This window comes from Duncaniella freteri (assembly GCF_004766125.1).
Lineage (GTDB): Bacteria > Bacteroidota > Bacteroidia > Bacteroidales > Muribaculaceae > Duncaniella > Duncaniella freteri.
Genome location: NZ_SJSA01000002.1, coordinates 740197 through 759125, shown reverse-complemented (window position 1 = coordinate 759125; position 18929 = coordinate 740197). Strand labels below are relative to the sequence as shown.

16 protein-coding genes are annotated in these 18929 nt (G+C 40.7%); 15 read left to right on the top strand and 1 reads right to left on the bottom strand.

From position 1 onward, the window contains the following. Positions 1-250: 250 nt before the first annotated feature. From EZ315_RS13380 to EZ315_RS13315, 14 genes are all read left to right on the top strand, one after another. Positions 251-1666 (top strand): phage integrase SAM-like domain-containing protein, encoded by a 1416-nt coding sequence (locus tag EZ315_RS13380; protein WP_347293940.1) that lies wholly within the window; start codon positions 251-253, stop codon positions 1664-1666. 332 nt (positions 1667-1998) lie between these two features. Continuing rightward, on the top strand, positions 1999-2703 hold the full coding sequence (locus tag EZ315_RS13375) for a hypothetical protein (RefSeq protein WP_135472527.1): 705 nt from the start codon (positions 1999-2001) through the stop codon (positions 2701-2703). A gap of 87 nt (positions 2704-2790) precedes the next feature. Next, complete coding sequence (locus EZ315_RS13370) at positions 2791-3510, top strand: IspD/TarI family cytidylyltransferase (protein WP_135472526.1); 720 nt, start codon at positions 2791-2793, stop codon at positions 3508-3510. Beyond that, complete coding sequence (locus EZ315_RS13365; protein WP_135472525.1) at positions 3507-4517, top strand: NAD-dependent epimerase/dehydratase family protein; 1011 nt, start codon at positions 3507-3509, stop codon at positions 4515-4517. The genes EZ315_RS13370 and EZ315_RS13365 overlap by 4 nt, the downstream gene beginning before the upstream one ends. A gap of 9 nt (positions 4518-4526) precedes the next feature. After that, entirely contained in the window at positions 4527-5456 is a 930-nt protein-coding gene (locus tag EZ315_RS13360) for a LicD family protein (protein WP_135472524.1), read from the top strand. Then, positions 5437-6882 carry a lipopolysaccharide biosynthesis protein gene (locus EZ315_RS13355; RefSeq protein WP_135472523.1) on the top strand — a complete coding sequence of 482 codons (1446 nt, stop codon included), beginning with the start codon at positions 5437-5439 and terminating at the stop codon, positions 6880-6882. The genes EZ315_RS13360 and EZ315_RS13355 overlap by 20 nt, the downstream gene beginning before the upstream one ends. Positions 6883-7122: 240 nt before the next feature. After that, positions 7123-8256: a UDP-galactopyranose mutase gene (gene glf, locus EZ315_RS13350; RefSeq protein ID WP_135472522.1), complete on the top strand. Its 1134-nt coding sequence runs from the start codon at positions 7123-7125 to the stop codon at positions 8254-8256. 152 nt (positions 8257-8408) lie between these two features. Beyond that, the gene (locus EZ315_RS13345; protein WP_135470498.1) at positions 8409-9590 is read left to right on the top strand and encodes an IS4 family transposase; all 1182 of its coding nucleotides are present in this window, start codon (positions 8409-8411) and stop codon (positions 9588-9590) included. 32 nt (positions 9591-9622) lie between these two features. After that, positions 9623-10567, top strand: a complete 945-nt coding sequence (locus EZ315_RS13340; RefSeq protein ID WP_135472521.1) for a beta-1,6-N-acetylglucosaminyltransferase — start codon at positions 9623-9625, stop codon at positions 10565-10567. After that, a complete protein-coding gene (locus EZ315_RS13335) occupies positions 10512-11360 on the top strand; it encodes a DUF4422 domain-containing protein (RefSeq protein ID WP_135472520.1) in 849 nt (282 codons plus the stop codon). The genes EZ315_RS13340 and EZ315_RS13335 overlap by 56 nt, the downstream gene beginning before the upstream one ends. Then, positions 11357-12322: a glycosyltransferase family 2 protein gene (locus EZ315_RS13330; protein ID WP_135472519.1), complete on the top strand. Its 966-nt coding sequence runs from the start codon at positions 11357-11359 to the stop codon at positions 12320-12322. Before EZ315_RS13335 ends, EZ315_RS13330 begins: the two co-directional genes overlap by 4 nt. Before the next feature lie 416 nt (positions 12323-12738). Continuing rightward, positions 12739-13641 (top strand): O-antigen ligase family protein, encoded by a 903-nt coding sequence (locus EZ315_RS13325; RefSeq protein ID WP_170957554.1) that lies wholly within the window; start codon positions 12739-12741, stop codon positions 13639-13641. Then, the gene (locus tag EZ315_RS13320; RefSeq protein WP_135472517.1) at positions 13638-14396 is read left to right on the top strand and encodes a glycosyltransferase family 32 protein; all 759 of its coding nucleotides are present in this window, start codon (positions 13638-13640) and stop codon (positions 14394-14396) included. Before EZ315_RS13325 ends, EZ315_RS13320 begins: the two co-directional genes overlap by 4 nt. A gap of 44 nt (positions 14397-14440) precedes the next feature. Next, entirely contained in the window at positions 14441-15172 is a 732-nt protein-coding gene (locus EZ315_RS13315; RefSeq protein WP_135472516.1) for a WecB/TagA/CpsF family glycosyltransferase, read from the top strand. A 234-nt stretch (positions 15173-15406) separates the two neighbouring features. On the opposite strand, the gene EZ315_RS13310 is transcribed toward EZ315_RS13315, so the two are convergent. Beyond that, the gene (locus EZ315_RS13310) at positions 15407-16168 is read right to left on the bottom strand and encodes a nitroreductase family protein (RefSeq protein ID WP_135472515.1); all 762 of its coding nucleotides are present in this window, start codon (positions 16166-16168) and stop codon (positions 15407-15409) included. A gap of 158 nt (positions 16169-16326) precedes the next feature. On the opposite strand from EZ315_RS13310, the gene EZ315_RS13305 reads away from it, so the two are divergent. Beyond that, on the top strand, positions 16327-18900 hold the full coding sequence (locus EZ315_RS13305; RefSeq protein ID WP_135472514.1) for an adenosylcobalamin-dependent ribonucleoside-diphosphate reductase: 2574 nt from the start codon (positions 16327-16329) through the stop codon (positions 18898-18900). Positions 18901-18929 lie beyond the last annotated feature (29 nt).

Here is an 18929-nt window from a genome sequence, read left to right as displayed (position 1 = left end):
ATGGGATTGTTAAGAATTTTATTAAATCTAATACATGTAACTTATTGATTATCTGAAGCATCTCCATCCATCCAAATCTCTTGCCAAGAGATTGTGACACCGTAACTATGGTGTCAGATCTTATATTATGAAGATATTTTATCGAGAAGAGCCATCGTCACCTCTGTCAGTGGGTCAGGAGACTCCAAGATGGAGGGAAGAGAAGAATTGTAAAGAAAGTCGGAAACGGTAAAAATATACTATTGTCTAAATGTCTGATAACAAGAGATATTCAAACAAGCAGTTTCTCGAATTTTTCCGATCAAGACTTTCCGGCGTCAGTTCAGAAAGCGGTATGAGATACCGTAAGACAATATCCGAACTAGAAATATTCCTTGCTGGTCATCGTATCCATGTTGCTGATCTGTCGGAAATGATGATGGCTGACTGGGCTATAGATCTGTTGTGCCAGGGACTTGCCGTGAGTACAGTCACAAGGCATTTGAACAGCCTTAACGGTATGGTCAAGGACGCTGCTAAAGCGGGGATGATCAAACAGAATAATGCCGCAAGGTCGATTTCCAAATCGCTCTCCGAACTTAGAAGTGTCCCCGCGCTTTTGGGTGTCTCCGTCTTTGACGGTATCCTTTCCTTTCTACGTGATTCATTGAAGGAACGAGAAGACAATAGGTACAATGTATTTATGGACATGGTCCTGTTCTCTATGCTTAATGGGGCGATTTCTCTTGATAGTGTGAGCCGTCTAAAAAAAGAGAATATGCAGGATTATGACGGAGTGAGCCTCTCCATTCTGATGCGCAACATTGGCAAAAGGAGGGACTATGTTTTTAACATACATCAGTCGGAACTCACATCTCGTCAGCTGAAAGTTGCAATCTCCTCCGGCGTGCGTTCCGTTTTCAAGTCCCACATTGATGAACTGGAGTTCGAGCCCGACGAACTTGTGCGATCAATGTGGGTAGCATGTGTCGTCAGGAGCGGTCTGTCGGCTTCGGAAGCATTGGGGTATGTCGGAGATTCCGCCCCATACTCGATTCCGGAATTCTGTACCCCGGCATCAGTTCCGAATGATGGCAAAAATGCATGTATGTCCGTTGTAAATACAATGCTGACCAGCGGGATGCCGAGGTGGTACGTCATGCAGATGCGCAAAGGTGTTAGATATGACGAACTGCGTAAGGAAATATACGATAAAATCCGTCCTTGCCCATTGCTGTACTATCCCTGCGAGACAATTTTAAAGCGGAGCGGCAATAGAAAGAGAAAGAAAGAACGTCCATTCATAGATCGGACAGTGTTCTTTAGGAGCTATCCCGAAAAAATCATGCCTATGTTCAATGCCATAGGTGACAAGGCATGGTGTTACCGTGTCCTTGGTATCCCCGGTTCGCCCTATGCAGTAGTTCCCCAACACGATATGGAACGTTTTCAGAGGGCGATAGGCTTGTTCACTCCCGACATCGAAATCCATCCTCTTGGTTCATTGACCCCCAAACTGGGGGAAACGGTCATACTGATTAAGGCGGGTTTTGGCAACCGCGTCGCCACGGTGGAGGATATCATCAAAACTGAGTGCGGATCTGCGATATTCCGTGTGAAGCTTGATACCGACAATGGGTATGAGTTCCGTATAGATGTTCATGCGTGCCAACTAGAACGAATATAGGGTTGATCATATATATCTATAGAGCAGTTGCTGAGTCATATTGATGCATAAAAGTCGATGGGAGTTTATCCGGTAGTGAGACTTGCTGAATAAGGTTGTCAGCTTGCATCAAAACCTTGTCAGGTCATTTGATTATATAAACAGACAAAAATTGTTGTAAAGGATTTGGCACAGAAGTGTCCTGAACTGCTCAGTTCAAACATCACTACAGATCAGTCAAGCTTCAGTTATTCTATTATTGCCTCTACGTTCGACAGATAGACGTATGCTCCGGAAAATACCGATAATAAGATACATCAGGTGTCGTCATATTCTTATATTACATTAACACTATGAAAGGTAAGGATCGAGAACTTGATATACAGTTTGTTGACTTCAGCAATGTTGACGAGATATGGGACTTTGCTAATCGTATAATACATGCCGCCAATGGAGCCGGTCTGTTCGTGACCAACGGTCCTTTAGACAAGGAGCAGAGAGAAATCAGGATCATTGCCAAGGATTGGGTGAATCTTGTAGAGGCTGCCATCGTCTCGATGACCAGAGGAGACTCGCTGATTATCATATACATATTCGACATTATACACCGTATAGCCTACAGCACTCCCGCGGATACGGCTTATATAGACAGTTACAGGCTTGATGCATTTGAAGCCTATATACAAGGAGACAAAAGTATTGACATATACGTGCTGTTCCATTCATTATTGGAAGAAATCGGGAAAAGGAACAGGACATATTTTGGACGTCCCCTTGAATGGGTATCCAAATGTGTTGATCGTTGGTACAATAACTTTATCACCGGAATGAGCGCGGAAGCACAAAGCGATTATGATATCGTACATCAGGTGACTGCGTTGCTTTGCTCTGACCTTTGGGCGTACGAGAAGGACCAGAACCTGTTCAAACGCAAACTTGTGGTAAGTCATCTTGATTACATCACAGACAAGGAGGCTGTTGTTACTGATACTGGAATGCAGAGAGCCTTGCATGCACTGCGTTTCCATGCGTCCAAATATCTTCCGTCCATAATCTAATGTTAGCACCCTCGATGTTACGAAATATTACCACAGTGTATTCCATTTAGCTTAATATAATTTAACTACAACGCATCGAATAAAATAATGAGTAATTATGCACTTATAATCGCTGGAGGTTCAGGAAACCGAATGGGGCAGGATATACCAAAGCAGTTTATGCATGTAGATAACTGTCCTATCATAATCCATACCCTTAAAGCGTTTCAATTACACCCAAACATAGATGCGATAGGTGTTGTATGTCTGCAAGGGTGGGAAACAGTTTTACAATCATATGCAAACCAGTTCTCAATAGATAAGCTTCGATGGATGTTTGAGGGTGGCGAAAATGGTCAAAGATCCATTTATAATGGACTTGTGGGGCTTAAAGACGCAGGGTGTGAGGATGACGATCTTGTATTGATTCATGATGCTGTAAGACCCCTTATATCGCAAGACATAATCTCTTCGAACATAGCCATATGTAAACGATATGGTTATGCTATAACCGGAATCAAATGTAAAGAAGCTATTTTAGAAAGTGAAGATGGTTTCAGTTCTAAGGTTTCAATTCCGAGAGATAAATTAATTAGAACACAAACACCTCAAACATTTAGGCTTAAAAACATTTTGGCTGCTCATAAGCTCGCAGCAGAAAATAATATTACAAATTCTGTGGCTTCATGCACCTTGATTGCTGAATTAGGATTATCAGAGATGCATATTGTGCCAGGGTCTGAGAAGAATATTAAAGTTACAACAATTGAAGATTTGGAAATCCTAAAAGCCTTGATGCACATCTCAAAGGAAAATTGGTTAAAATGAGGACAATTACTCGAATTAAAGAATTGAGTTTACTTCCTTTAAATTGGGAGAAACTTGATAGATCAAAAATACTGATTGTCGGCGCATCCGGATTGATAGGTAGTGCGTTTGCTCATACATTATTGACAAATCCAAATTTGAAATGCGAAATATATGTGATGGGTAGATCCTTTGATCGATTAAAGACGATTTTTGGAGAGTACATTGGGAATGAAAATTTCCATATTATAGAACATGATATTGTCAACCCATTATCATGTGCAGAGAATTTTGATTACATAGTGGATTGTGCAAGTAATGCTAATCCAGCGAACTTTAATCAAAAACCGGTAGAGACAATCCTAACAAATGTTCTAGGCGTTCAGAATCTACTTGACTATAGCAAAACGCATGGATTAAAAAGATTCCTTTTTGTTTCTTCAGGGGAAGTTTATGGAGAGACTGGTGGTGAAAATTGTAACGAAGAAGCAGATGGATATATAGATATTCTCAATCCAAGGGGATGTTATCCTTTATCTAAGAGATTATCTGAAAACTTGTGTATTAGTTATGTTGATGAGTATAATCTTGATGTAGTAATAGCACGTCCATGTCACATATTCGGACCGAACTTTCTTGATACTGATGATAGAGCCTATGCGCAATTTTTAAGAAAGGCCGCTCATGGAGAGGATATTGAGCTCAATAGTCCTGGTCTTCTGAAACGATCTTGGTGCTATATTATAGATTGTGTATCTGGATTGCTATATATTTTGTTAAATGGTGCTTCGTCAAATGCGTATAATATTTCGGATATTGCTATGACAATCAGAGATTTTGCTGAGGCTGTTGCAATAGGAGCGGGAGTAAAGGTGAAATTTAACATTCCAAAAGATTTGAATCCGCCAATAATATCGCAAGGAATATTAGATTCTACAAAATTAAGATCTTTAGGATGGAAACCATGCGGGGATATTATCTTAAATATAAAGGAATGTATAAGTGATATGACCTCTATTGATAAATAATGTAAGTTTATGATTAATTTATCTGAAGAAATCAGGAATGGTTATACAGTTTCAACCTTGTCAAAACGTGTGTGGCAAATACAACTTGATATGCTTGGTGTGCTTCTAAAAGTATGCAAAAAGTATAATTTGAAGATTTGGGCTGAAGGAGGAACTTTAATTGGTGCTATACGTCACAAAGGATTCATACCATGGGATGATGACATAGATATGATTATGTTACGTGATGACTATACAAGATTGGTAGAAGTCGCACCTATAGAGTTTAAATATCCATATTTCTTTCAAGCAGCAGAGACCGAGAAGAATTATATTCGAGGTCATGCCCAATTAAGAAAGTCTGATACGGCGGCGATCCTTCCTTGTGACATTTGGCAGAATTTCAATCAAGGTATATTTATTGATATTTTTGTGGCGGATGTTTTGCCGGATAACTCCAATGGGCTGCGAGAGAGAATATATACAGCATTGGAAACTAAACGGTCAAGAATGTATAATGCGCTTTACGGTTCGTTGCTTAGTAGGCATCCGATTAAATATTTAAAAGATTATTTATCAGTCAGAAAAATTGGGGTGTTAAATAGTTATGTTTCAATGTGTTCTCTAATTGTAGATTCTCCTATAAAATCCACTCAAATGGCTGATGTTTTATTCTCATCTTTGCACCACAAAAAGATTACAAGAGAATTGAGTTGGTACAAAGAAACCTTGATGCTCCCCTTTGAGGATATAGAAGTGCCAGTTCCCTCCGGATATAATGAGATTTTAATGACACAATATGGAGATTACATGAAACCAGTTAAAGCTCCTACAATGCATGGGGAAGTATTTTTTAATCTTGATATCCCCTATACTGATGTGCTAAAAGAACTGCGTCGTAAGGCTTCGCTTAAATCAAAGCTTAAACACTTCTTTTCGTTTGGGACAAATATCGATTAAACATCAGGCGGCGAGTGGCATGGTTTGGACTGCCGTTGAACGTTTCGGATCACAGATTGTCCAGTTCATTATAGGCATAGTTCTTGCGCGGTTACTTTTGCCTGATGATTATGGACTTATTGGGATGTTGGCTATTTTTATGGCAATCTCCCAGACATTTCTAGACTGTGGCTTTGCAAACGCATTGATTCAGAAAAAGGATCGTGATGAAATAGACTACTCCACCGTATTCTATTTCAATTTGGCGGTAGCATTGATACTGTATGGAATATTGTTTTTTTTTGCTCCTATTATTGCTGATTTTTACAATCAACCCATACTCACAGAGATTACGCGTGTTTACTCGCTCACATTGATTGTCAACGCATTAAGCATTGTTCAGACCGCAAGACTGTCGATAGACCTAGATTTCAAACTTCAAGCTAAAGCATCGATAATCTCAATTTTAATATCAGGAACCATTGGAATAGTATTGGCATACAATGGTTTTGGTGTATGGGCACTTGTAAGCCAAGGTCTATTAAGTGCAAGTATCAGGACTATGATTCTATGGATATGCGGAAATTGGATGCCATTGGCTGTTTTCTCTAAAACTTCATTCCGTTCATTGTTTTCATTCGGGTCGAAGCTGCTTTGTAGTTCTTTAATCAACACGATCTATCAAAACCTATCAACCATAATAATTGGTAAGGCTTTTCAGACTGCGGAACTCGGATATTTCACTCGTGCTAACCAGTTTGCTCGTCTTCCGTCTGATTCAGCTACCGCTATTATCATAAAAGTGGCATATCCGATTCTTTCACGATTACAGGATAATGATCAAAATCTGGTTAATGCTTACACCCAGCTGTTGAGACCTCCAGTCTTTTTGCTTTATCCGGTATTATTTCTGCTTATCGTGCTTGCTCATCCCCTAATTGAATGTTTCATTGGTACTAAGTGGTTACCATGTGTGCCTTTGCTCCAGATATTGAGTCTGGGTCAATTATGGGCTCCATTGACCAATATCAATCTGAATCTGCTCTATGTTAAGGGGCGTTCAGATTTGGTGCTAAAACTGGAGTTTATAAAAAAGCCGATAGCATTTGTTCTTTTGCTTGGAGCCGCATTTTGTAATGTATATGCTGTGTGTGTGGCATTGGCAGTATATGATTTTATAGCTTTCGCATTTAATTGCCACTATACGGACAAGTTTTTTAATTTTGGATTTCGCAGCCAGTTTCGACAGATTTTACCGATTATAGGTTACAGCCTGGCTATGTCAGTATTGGTCAGCTCAGTATATTTTATTACTGAGAGCCCATATCTGCAACTTATAGCAGGTACGATTATCGGGATAGTTTCTTACATTGCAATGTCGATTCTTTTTCATGACAGGTCATTTCAGGAATTAAAGATTCAGTTACTAAATCTTATTGGGAAATGATGTTTATAGATAATACCGCCGTACAATAACAAGCCAATGGTGTATTTCGGAAAGACATCGAGATACAGTAATCTGAATGAACACGAATTCGGGTCAATCATAATGCAAATCTATGCTTGATCCGTGTTTATGGTCTCAATGATCTCGAAACTAACGATGGACTTTTGTTTAAGATTATATCACTCTTGATCTCAGCCATATGGTTATGAAAATCCCTTATGTCAATAAAATATTTAGAATATGACAAATAAATATGATTATCTGGTAGTAGGGGCCGGGTTGTTCGGTGCCACGTTTGCGTATCTTGCAAAAAAGCAGGGGAAACGGTGTCTTGTCATCGATAGACGGTCGCATGCGGGTGGCAATATCTACTGCGAGGAGATTGAGGGGATTAACGTGCATAAGTATGGGGCGCACATTTTCCATACTTCCGATCGTGAGGTATGGGATTTTGTCAACACCATCGTGCCGTTTAACCGCTACACTAACTCTCCTGTCGCGCAGGCTCCCGACGGTAGGCTATATAATCTGCCGTTCAACATGAACACGTTCTATCAGATGTGGGGAGTCAAGACCCCTGCTGAGGCTCAGACTCGGCTTGACGAGCAGCGTTGTGAAGCGATAGCTGCAATGAAAGCCGAAGGTGTCATAGAGCCGCGTAATCTTGAAGAACAGGCTCTTACTCTTATCGGTAAAGATATCTACGAGCAGCTTATAAAGGGCTATACAGAGAAGCAGTGGGGACGTCCATGCAATGAGCTGCCTGCGTTCATAATCCGCCGTCTGCCGGTGCGTATGACTTTCGACAACAATTATTTCAACGACTCATACCAAGGCATCCCCATAGGAGGCTACAACAAGCTGATTGACGGTTTTCTCGACGGTATAGATATAAAGCTCGATGCCGATTTTTTTACCGACCGTGAGTATTGGGAATCAGTTGCCGACAAGATCGTGTTCACCGGTAAGATTGATGAATTTTACGGCTATCGCTTCGGAAAACTCGAATACCGCACTGTGTGCTTTGAGACAATCAGATTCTATACCCCCAACTTCCAAGGCAATGCCGTAGTGAACTATACTTCATCAGAAGTGCCATATACCCGAATAATCGAGCATAAGCATTTCGAGTTATTCGGAGCCGCCGTATATGACAATCCCTGGACAGTCGTATCCAAAGAATATTCTACCGAATGGTGCGACGGTATGGAGCCATTCTATCCCGTTAATGACGCCAAAAATCAAGAGATCTACAAAAAATACCGCCAATTGGCTGAAAAAGAAATCGACATAATATTCGGTGGTCGTCTCGCCGAGTACAAATACTACGACATGGCTCCGATTGTCCGCCAGGTCCTGAATCTGTTTAAATAAAAGTCACTGGCGTCTTTTAAAATCTGTTAATGCGAAATTGTTAAACTCTGTATTCATGTTGGTTACGCGATTTTCAGGCCTGCAAACCTTGTCGCACTTTTCAAATGATTACATTGGGGTTGGAGCCTTAAAACTCGGTTCCCCAATTTTTCATGAATGCAGGACGATACATTTTCAGCCAGATTGTTGACTTTTTGCCAAAACGCAAATTTGAAAGAATCATGGAGCATCGTACCAAAAATAAGGTTGAGGACAGAACCCTCGGATGGCAGTTGTCTTATTGGGGACAGTTGCTTGTCCTTATATTCGGTCAACTGCTCGGATGTCGAAGTCTCCGTGAACTCTCGGATATCACTACAGCACATCGCAAGAAATCCTTTCATCTCGGATTTGGCAAAGAAGCGGTAGACCGTAATATTCTCTCCAGATGCAATACCAATCGTGATTGGCATGTGTTCGAGGAGTTCGCCAACCATATGATTGTGCTGGCTCAGGAAGCCCGTATAGACCGGGAATTTTGTATCGGCGGCAAGTTCTATGCGTTCGATTCCTCCACGATTGACCTTTGCATGAGTGTTTATGACTGGGCAAAGTTCAGAAGCACCAAGTCCGGCATTAAACTGCATACCCAACTTGATATAGTGACGCAGATTCCAGTTATGATAAACATCACCAATGCCTCGGTTCATGATGTAAATGCGATGGATATCATTGATTATGAACCGTTGGCCGGTTATATCTTCGACCGTGGATACTGGGACTTGGATAGGCTTCATAAGATTGAGGAACTTGGAGCCTTCTTTGTCATAAGAGAGAAGGCTAAGCCGAAGTTCATTGTCGAGGATGGTCTGGACATGCCCGAGAATGGAAACATTCTTCAAGATTATACCGTAAGGTTTACCGGTAGACGCAATGCATCCAATTACCCTTCCCGGATTAGACGTATTGTAGCGTATATCCCTGACCTGAAGAGAAGTTTTGTTTTTTACACAAATAATTTCTTCCTGTCTGCCGAACAGATTGTGTTCCTTTACAAGAACCGATGGCAGGTGGAGCTTTTCTTCAAATGGATCAAACAGCACCTTAGAGTCACCACATTCTGGGGTAATTCCGAGACATCCGTCAGAATACAAATTTATGCGGCTATATGCACTTACTGCGTTGTCGCAATAATCGAACATAAAATGAAACTTGAAAGAAACATCTACGAAGTCATGAGAATCCTCGGCAGCTCCCTGCTTGTCAAGGAGCATATCAAGGACTTGTTGACTCCAGAACCGGTGCCAGCACAAATAGCAAATTGCCATCCAACTCTTGACCTCGAATTTGATTAACACTTTTTAAGAGACACTAGTGAATAAAAGTAATGTCACGTCACGCATACTGCATAATTGCACACAACGACTCATATTGTCTTCAGACACTTGTCAATCTGATTGATGATGACCGTAATGATATTTTTATTGTATCTGATAAAAAAGCTGATTCATTGGATTTGTCTGTTATAAAGACCATTAAGAGCAGATTAATCACCCCCCCCGATTCTCAACTTATTGATATTCAGTGGGGTGATGCTTCTTTAGTCAAGGCCGAATTATTGGCGTTCAGAATGGCTTTAAAACAAGGGAAATATGAATATCTTCACCTGCTGTCTGGATGTGATTTGCCTTTAAAGGATCAAGATTATATTCATGGATTTTTTAATTCTCTAAAAAAGGGTATTAACCTCGTGGGATTTGCTCAAGGAGAGTTCAATAAGAATGATTTGGCGGAAAAAACAGATTATTATCATTTTTTCATAGGTAAATATCGATATCCATTACGATACGTCAGATGGTTGTTTACCGTCTATCGGAATACAATGGTACATCTGCAAAAAACAATAGGCTTCAAGCGCAAGTGGGACATGAAACTCTATAAAGGAAGTGAATGGGTTTCAATAACTTCGGCATTTGCCAAATATCTCGTAGATAATGAAGATTTAATATTAAAGATGTTCCGATATGTTTCATGTGCCGATGAAATATATAAGCAAACATTTATTATGGCATCGCCATACAAAGAAACGATTTTTGATACAACGCTTGATTTTGCCGGAATGACACGTAAAATCGACTGGTCTCGCGGGTGTCCATATACATGGCATAGCCATGATTTTGATGAGTTAGTGAACTCAGAAGCACTATTTGCACGAAAGTTCTCCTCATTAACAGACAGGAACATAATAGACAGAATAGCAAACTATTTAACCAATCATGGAAGAAACGAAACAGCCACGGATAAAGATACTTGTAGCTTGCCACAAGGCTGACCCGAATATCCGTCAGGATGATATATATATGCCAATACAGGTAGGCAAGGCACTCCATCCGGAGCTCGATCTGGGTTTCCAATGCGACAATACTGGCGACAACATCTCGGAGAAAAACGGTTCCTACTGCGAGCTCACCGCCCTCTACTGGGCTTGGAAAAACCTTAAAGATGTCGATTACATTGGACTATGCCACTATCGCCGCTATTTCGACTTGACAGAAGAAAAACTTATAAAAGAAATATCAAGGAACGATATAATTATTGGCGAACCAAATATATTGCCCATTACCATATATGATGAGTTGGTTAAATGGACTTCATTTGAAGATGTGGCCATACTCTTTGATTCATTGCTTGAACTTTACCCTGGTTGTAAAAAGCAAATTATTGAGTTTTATTATTTGGATAATAAATTTCCCAAATGCAATATGTTTATCATGACCAAAAAGATGTTTGATGACTATTGCGAATTCTTATTCAGCATTCTTGAATTATGTGAAAACAGGATTGTAAAGTCTCCATACAAAAGACAGCAGAGGGTATTGGGGTATTTAGCAGAAACATTAATCGGATTATGGGTGGGATTCAATAAGAATAAACATAAGTATCTTAAGATTAATGAATGCGATGAATCGAAAAACAAATTGGTCGATACGATAAACTGGATTAGAAATAATATTGCTTTTAAACTATCAAAACGGCTTGTAAAGCCACAACATATTCCTTATTATACAGCAGTCAAGGTGGGATTGGTTGCAGATGGAATTGAATTGCTTAACTTGGAAGAATGATGGATACTAAATTGTCAGTCTGTATTCCGGTTTATGGTGTAGAGAAATACATTGAAAAGTGTGTTCTTTCGCTGTTTAATCAAACAATGAAGGAGGGCATTGAATTTGTTTTTGTGAATGATTGCACAAAGGATAAAAGTATAGAAATCCTAAAAGAGGTGTGCTCAAGATTTCCGGAAAGAAAATCACAGGTGAAAATTATACATCATGATAAGAATAGAGGATTGGCCGCCGCTCGTTTAACGGGTATGCGTAATGCTTCTGGTGAGTATATCGCGCATTGTGATAGTGATGATTGGGTTGAGCCGGAGATGTATCAGTCTTTATACTATACAGCTAAGAGTAATGACGCTGACATTGTTAGTTGCGATTTTATTGTTGAAAATAATAATGGATCTGAACCAGTTTCTTTGTATTATAACAACAATAAAGATTTATATCTACAAGATGTCATATCAAATAAGTGGGGAACAGTATGGAAATTTATAATAAAGAGACATATATTTACCAATGGGAAAATAATATTTGATGAAAAAATATGTCATGGTGAAGATTATATCTACACGGTGCAATGTATTTTGGCATCAAGTTCGTATGTTAATCTAAATAAAAACTATTATCACTATAATTGCCAAAACATATCTTCCATGATGAAAACCCCATCATTGGATAGTGCTAAGCAACAATACGCAGCGTCTATATTTGTATTTGATATTCTAAAAAAAAGAAATTTATTTGATAAATACAGCCAATCGATTTTGCTTAGAAAGCTATTTGCTCGAAATAGATTTCTTTATTTTGGTGTGGGTAAATGGAGAGAGATATTTCCTGAGATAAAAAACAGATATTGGTCGCTGCATCAAGTGCAGTTACTATCCAAAATTCAATATTGGATGCTTGAACACATGCCTTTGAGATTGGCTGATAAATTAATTTCATTACATACAAAAATGAAATTCTGACAATTTCCTAAGAATTATTACTCGCAGTTGTTTTGGAAAAGATTTCATTAACATCTGAAAATCTATTGGTCATATCAATAATGTTTATGACCTTTTATACAGCTCCTTTATTTAGCTATTGTCCGGTTAGATTTTCAGACATTGGTTGCTTTATTCTGCTATATCTAAGTGTAAAAGAGAATTATAAGATTAAAGTAAACCTAAATTCCATTGTCGCATTATTGTTGATATTATGGTGTATTGTTGATTCAATCATACTAAGCATATATCCCTTCTTCTCAATATTAAATCATTACACACAATTCATAAGGTTATTATTTGCTCTGGTATTATATATCTATTTGCCGAATTTATGGGAAAATATTAGCTTAAAGACCATTGTACTGGTTCTAAAACGAGTCTTAATCATTCATTTGATGATTCAAGTACTATATAGTATAATTTATTATTGTGGAATTACGAGCATATTCAATATTGTCTCAACATATGAACAACGAACTGGTTTAATCGCCTCAAATTATTTATTTTTTAATCATTTTATTATTGTTAATACTTCATCTGGTAGTCCAAGATTTTCAGGTGTTTTTGAAGAACCGGCATGGTTTGGATGGACATTAAATCTAATCATTGCAATAATACTCCAATACCAATGTCAATCCAAATCTCTGATTCTTAACAAACGTGATCATGGATTAATATTTGTCGGTTATTTCCTGACATCCTCGGTGTCGGCGATATTCTCATTAATAATAATATTTGTAATTTATTTCTATTTAAATAATAAAAAACATAAATTTAAAGTATTGCTTGTCTCAGGAGGTCTTATTGCAAGTATCATCGCTGTAATCTTCACGCTAAGTCATTCATTATTTGACAGATTGGCTATAATAACTGCTGGAAATGATGGCTCATCTAATTTCAGGCTTATAGGCTCTTGGAATAGCCTTATGACACTTTTAGCCAACAACCCTCTTATTGGATATGGTTTAGGAGATGATAATAAGTGGCATTACTATGAATCTCTAAGTTCTAAATCTTTCCATGGAATTACTATTAACGGAGTAGAAATACTGGATATGCACAATATGCTTTTCCAGATAATTTGTAATCTTGGAGTATTAGGAGGTGTCCTATTTCTTCTGCTATTACATGGGTTGTCTTTTAAGAGATCCTTAATAATTATAACTGGTATTGGATTAACATACTTTACGGTTAATGTATTTAATAACTTTTTCTTTTTTACAATCATCTCTATCGCAACATATTATTGGGGCGTACATAAAGTAAGACTCAATAGAAATACCATTATCTTAAAATGATACCCAAAATAATACATTATTGTTGGCTTAGTGAAGACCCAATGCCACAAGAACTGATAAAATGTGTGGACACATGGCATAAGTATCTAAAGGGTTATAGGTTTATAAAATGGGACTTTTCAATATTCCCCAAAGGAAAGTCAAGATGGGTTGATCAAGCATTTGAAAAGAGAAAATATGCATTTGCAGCTGATTATATAAGATTATATGCATTATACCATCATGGCGGAATATATCTTGATAGTGATGTTGAGGTGTTGAAATCATTTGATGCCTTTTTAGAGTTGGATGATATGATATGCTATGAAAATAGTCCCCGAAAAGGTCTTGAAGTTGCTGCAATTGGAGTATCAAAAAATCGAAAATGGGTGAAACAATGTTTGGACTATTATTCTGATAAATCTTTTGATTTGGGAAATGGTATACTTGACACAAAAGTAATGCCGGAAGTCGTAAAAGACATTTTGTTTCATCAGAATTGGATACTCCATGATGTGAATAGTATTCACGATGCTCATGGAGTGGATACATCAACAGAGATAGCAGTGTTCCCACATGAATTTTTCAGCCCTAAATCTTATGAAACGGGAGAGATGGGAATAACAGATAATACCTATTCCATACACCATTTCGCAGCTTCATGGTATGGAATTAAGGAAAAGATTTATCAGTTTGTTGGGAAATTAATAGGAAAAAATAATGCTAAGAAATTGGCTGACCGCATAAAAGAGCTAATTGTAAAGCACTTAATATAGTTTCAGTACTTAATATAATTTATTAATAAACGACTATTAAATTTATGAATAACCGTGAGTTTGTGCGAAAAATCGCAGACTCCGCTTTGACATATCCTTACGGTACTTTTGCTGTGGGGGTTGGGCGGGTTAACACATGTGTCAATCCATTTTCTTATCATCTTGTACGCCGTCACCCGGAACTCTACAATTCAATGGATGGCCTGTTTGTTGATGGCATGACTATGTGCTGGTTAATCCGTCTATTATGGATGAAGCGAGTGCCGAGACTTAGTTTCGATATGTCAGGAATGGCTGTTGATTTGTTTTCTTACCTCAATAATATAGGGACTGACAGGAGTATCTATTTTTTAGGAACGAAGCAGGATGTACTTGAAGCAACCATCAAGCAGTTTTATAAAAATTATCCTAAAATGAAGATTGCAGGTTATCGGAACGGTTATTTCATAGACAATGATGACAGGAAAAAGGCTATTGCTGATATAATAAAATCAAAAAGTGATTTTGCTATAATTGGGATGGGATCACCTTTGCAAGAACAGTTCGCCCTTGACTTGAAAAACGCTGGTTACAAAGGAATTGTATTCACTTGTGGAGGTTTTCTCCATCAATCTGCCAGTGACATCAACTATTATCCGAAATGGGTTAATAAATATAATCTGCGAGCATTCTACCGACTCTTCCACGAAAAAGGATTATGGTGTCGATTATACAATGTACTGATAGAATTTCCCATACTTTTTACATGGGACACACTTAGGACTAAATTATATTAACGTGAGTTTGATATAAGGATTTCTACATGATTTCGCGAATCATGAATAAAGCAATCATCCATTTAGTTTCATGCTAAGTGGATGATTGTTCCATTTTTATATCAAATACACGTTGGTTTATATCTCTGTTGTTTCAATTTAGTGAGGATATGCCACAACATTATCGTCCCCTGAAAGTCTCTTTAAAGAAACTCTCAGGGGACGATTGATTGTAATATATCGCTTAAATATTGCCTATATATCTATACCCTGGGCTTTTATGAATTTCTTTAGCACGGCAGAGAAATGCTCGTTGGAGGCTCGCGGATAACGCACCTGGGCATAGAGTTGTGCGAGATTCTCTTTGCCGTTCTCTTCTACGAATCTCCTGTATGATTCCATTGATTCTTTTTCGGAATAGAAATCTTTCAGATCCTCGTCAGTCGGGTCGTGGTAAACCCCGTCGTGCAGGATTGCATTGAGGGGGAGACGTTCGGACACCAGTGGATTTTCAGCAGGATATCCTACGGTTACGGTTATGACCGGTACAACGCCATTCGGAAGTTTCAGGGTATCGGCAATCATCGGCGCGTTGTATGTCGTAGTGCCGAGATAGCATGTGCCGAGCCCTTCCAGTTCGGCAAGCGTCACAAACTGTTGGGCGAATATGGCTGTGTCGAGCACTCCCCATGTGTATCCTTGCAGATTGTTGAGCCCGGGTTCTCCTCCTCCGAGTTGACACCAGCGGTGATAGCGGCGGAAATCAATACAGAATGTGAGCACCGATTTGGCATTCATTATTGCCGGCTGTGAGAAATGGGCTGGGGCGAGAGCCTTTATCTCGTCAGGATCAGTGGTCATGACTGCGCAATAGATCTGCATATTGCCTGTGTTGGGAGCCTGGGCGGCAACACTGACGAGACGGCGTATGAGATTGGGGTCCACCTGCCGGTCAGGGTCATAGGCGCGTACTGTGCCCCGTGTGGTGAAATAATTGTCTATTGATTGAGGTTTCATGTTCGTGTTGAAAATGTCACTGCAAGTTACGACATTTTATTCAGATGTTAATAAATTGCCGTCAAAAATTTTGGTACATAAAGGAAATTTCGTCAACTTTGCACCTGCGAAATCCATACTTGGAAAATACCCTCGAAAGCACCCCCTATTAACTGACAATGGAACTCAAAACATATACCTACGATGAGGCTTATGATGCCTCTGTGAAATATTTCGACGGAGATGAGCTTGCTGCCCGCGTGTGGGTCAGCAAATATGCGCTGAAGGATTCCGACGGACACATCTATGAACGCACCCCCGAGGATATGCATCATCGCATAGCCTCCGAGCTTGCCCGCATAGAGCGCAAATACCCTAACCCAATGAGCGAGGAGGACATCATGGAGCTTCTCGACAAATTTCGCTACATAGTGCCGCAGGGCAGTCCCATGGCTGGTATAGGAAATGATTTCCAGGTCGGTTCGTTGAGCAACTGTTTTGTGATAGGGCTTGACGGACATCCTGATTCCTACGGCGGTATAGCAAAGATTGACGAGGAGCAGGTGCAGCTCATGAAGCGTCGCGGCGGAGTGGGGCATGACCTCAGCGATCTGCGCCCCAAAGGGACTCCAGTGAAGAATTCAGCCCTGACCTCCACCGGCCTTGTGCCGTTCATGGAACGTTACTCCAACTCTACCCGCGAGGTCGCACAGGACGGCCGCCGTGGGGCCCTTATGCTCACAGTATCCATAAAGCATCCTGACTCGGAACGCTTCATTGATGCCAAGCTTGAGCAGGGTAAGATCACAGGAGCCAATGTGTCAGTTAAGATCGACGACGACTTCATGCGATGCGTGGAGAGCGGAGAGGTGTACCGCCGCCAGTTCCCGGTGTGGAGCGACAAGCCCGAGGTGAGCATCGACACTGATGCCCGCGCTCTATGGGGCAAGATCGTGTACAACGCATGGAAATCAGCCGAGCCGGGAGTCCTCTTCTGGGACACCATCACTCGTGAATCTGTGCCCGACTGTTATGCCGATCTCGGTTTCCAGACCGTATCGACCAATCCATGTGGCGAGATACCCTTGTGCCCCTACGACAGTTGCCGTCTTTTAGCCGTCAATCTCTACTCCTATGTAAAGAATCCGTTCACGGATCATGCCGAGTTCGATTACGAACTTTTTGCCGGGCATATTGCCAAGGCTCAGCGCATTATGGACGATATAATCGACCTGGAGATGGAGAAGATTGACACCATAATAGGTAAGATCGAGAGAGACCCCGAGACCTCCGAAGTCAAGGAGACCGAACTTAACCTCTGGAAAAAAATCCGAGCCAAGACCCTCAAGGGCCGTCGCACCGGACTTGGCACCACTGCCGAGGGGGATATGATTGCGGCTCTCGGATTGCGTTATGGCACCGCTGAAGCCACACAGATGTCGGTTAACGTGCATCGCGCACTTGCCGTCGCCGCATTCGGGTCATCCGTGCAGATGGCTAAGGAGCGTGGAGCCTTTGAGGTGTATGATGCCGAGCGTGAGCGCAATAACCCCTACATATCACGTCTGCGTGATTTCGCTCCCGAACTTGTGGCAGAGATGGAGAAGCATGGCCGCAGGAATATAGCCTGTCTAACGATAGCTCCCACAGGCACCACATCGCTCATGACCCGTACCTCTTCCGGCATAGAGCCAGTGTTCATGCCGGTCTACAAACGTCGCCGAAAGATCAATGCCAACGATGTGGAGACACGTGTTGACTACGTTGATGAGTCAGGTGACAAGTTTGAGGAATATGTGGTGTATCATCCAAAATTCATCGACTGGATGCGTGTCAACGGTATCGAAGTGCGTGACGACTATTCGCAGGCCGAGATCGACAGCCTCGTGGCTCGTTCCCCATATTACAAGGCTACAGCAAACGATATTGACTGGCTTGAAAAGGTAAGGATGCAGGGTGCCGTCCAGAAATGGGTTGACCACTCTATCTCGGTTACCATCAACCTTCCGGCAGACGTGGATGTCGACCTGGTCAACCGGCTCTATCTTGAAGCATGGAAAGCAGGATGCAAGGGTTGCACCATCTATCGCGACGGATGCCGTTCAGGAGTGCTCATAGCAGCTGAGAATGAGAAAAAGAAAAAGGATGCCAGCAAGGCTGAGAAAGATGGCCTTGAACCGTCATCCGACTCTGTTGCACAGCCCCTTATGCTCAAACGCCCAATGGAACTTGAGGCTGATGTCGTGCGATTCCAGAACAACAAAGAAAAGTGGATTGCCTTCGTAGGGCTTGTCGACGGCCGTCCTTACGAGATTTTCACAGGCCTTGCTGATGATGAGGACGGTATATTCTGTCCCAAATCTGTTAGCAAGGGCAAGATCATCAAGGCTGTGGACGATAAGGGCTCCAAGCGTTATGACTTCCAGTTCATCAATAAGCGAGGACTTAAGACCACTATAGAAGGACTGTCTGACAAATTCAATCCTGAGTATTGGAATTATGCCAAACTCATATCCGGAGTCCTGCGTTACGGCATGCCTATTGACCAGGTGGTAAAACTCGTCAATGGTCTTGAACTCAACTCTCACAGTATCAACACCTGGAAGATGGGTGTGGAGCGTGCGCTTAAGAAATATCTTCCATCAGGCACTCCTGCCAATGGACAGAAATGTCCTCATTGCGGACAGGAGACACTGATATATCAGGAAGGCTGCCTCATATGTACCTCGTGCGGCAATTCGCGTTGCGGTTAATGCAAAGTGAATTCTTGTATGCAGTCTCA

What these genes read in the sequence shown, in the direction of transcription:
- EZ315_RS13380 (WP_347293940.1), top strand. Translation starts at nt 251, where the DNA reads ATGTCTGATAACAAGAGATATTCAAACAAGCAGTTTCTCGAATTTTTC.
- EZ315_RS13375 (WP_135472527.1), top strand. Translation starts at nt 1,999, where the DNA reads ATGAAAGGTAAGGATCGAGAACTTGATATACAGTTTGTTGACTTCAGC.
- EZ315_RS13370 (WP_135472526.1), top strand. Translation starts at nt 2,791, where the DNA reads ATGAGTAATTATGCACTTATAATCGCTGGAGGTTCAGGAAACCGAATG.
- EZ315_RS13365 (WP_135472525.1), top strand. Translation starts at nt 3,507, where the DNA reads ATGAGGACAATTACTCGAATTAAAGAATTGAGTTTACTTCCTTTAAAT.
- EZ315_RS13360 (WP_135472524.1), top strand. Translation starts at nt 4,527, where the DNA reads ATGATTAATTTATCTGAAGAAATCAGGAATGGTTATACAGTTTCAACC.
- glf (WP_135472522.1), top strand. Translation starts at nt 7,123, where the DNA reads ATGACAAATAAATATGATTATCTGGTAGTAGGGGCCGGGTTGTTCGGT.
- EZ315_RS13345 (WP_135470498.1), top strand. Translation starts at nt 8,409, where the DNA reads ATGAATGCAGGACGATACATTTTCAGCCAGATTGTTGACTTTTTGCCA.
- EZ315_RS13340 (WP_135472521.1), top strand. Translation starts at nt 9,623, where the DNA reads ATGTCACGTCACGCATACTGCATAATTGCACACAACGACTCATATTGT.
- EZ315_RS13335 (WP_135472520.1), top strand. Translation starts at nt 10,512, where the DNA reads ATGGAAGAAACGAAACAGCCACGGATAAAGATACTTGTAGCTTGCCAC.
- EZ315_RS13330 (WP_135472519.1), top strand. Translation starts at nt 11,357, where the DNA reads ATGATGGATACTAAATTGTCAGTCTGTATTCCGGTTTATGGTGTAGAG.
- EZ315_RS13325 (WP_170957554.1), top strand. Translation starts at nt 12,739, where the DNA reads ATGATTCAAGTACTATATAGTATAATTTATTATTGTGGAATTACGAGC.
- EZ315_RS13320 (WP_135472517.1), top strand. Translation starts at nt 13,638, where the DNA reads ATGATACCCAAAATAATACATTATTGTTGGCTTAGTGAAGACCCAATG.
- EZ315_RS13315 (WP_135472516.1), top strand. Translation starts at nt 14,441, where the DNA reads ATGAATAACCGTGAGTTTGTGCGAAAAATCGCAGACTCCGCTTTGACA.
- EZ315_RS13310 (WP_135472515.1), bottom strand. Translation starts at nt 16,168, where the DNA reads ATGAAACCTCAATCAATAGACAATTATTTCACCACACGGGGCACAGTA.
- EZ315_RS13305 (WP_135472514.1), top strand. Translation starts at nt 16,327, where the DNA reads ATGGAACTCAAAACATATACCTACGATGAGGCTTATGATGCCTCTGTG.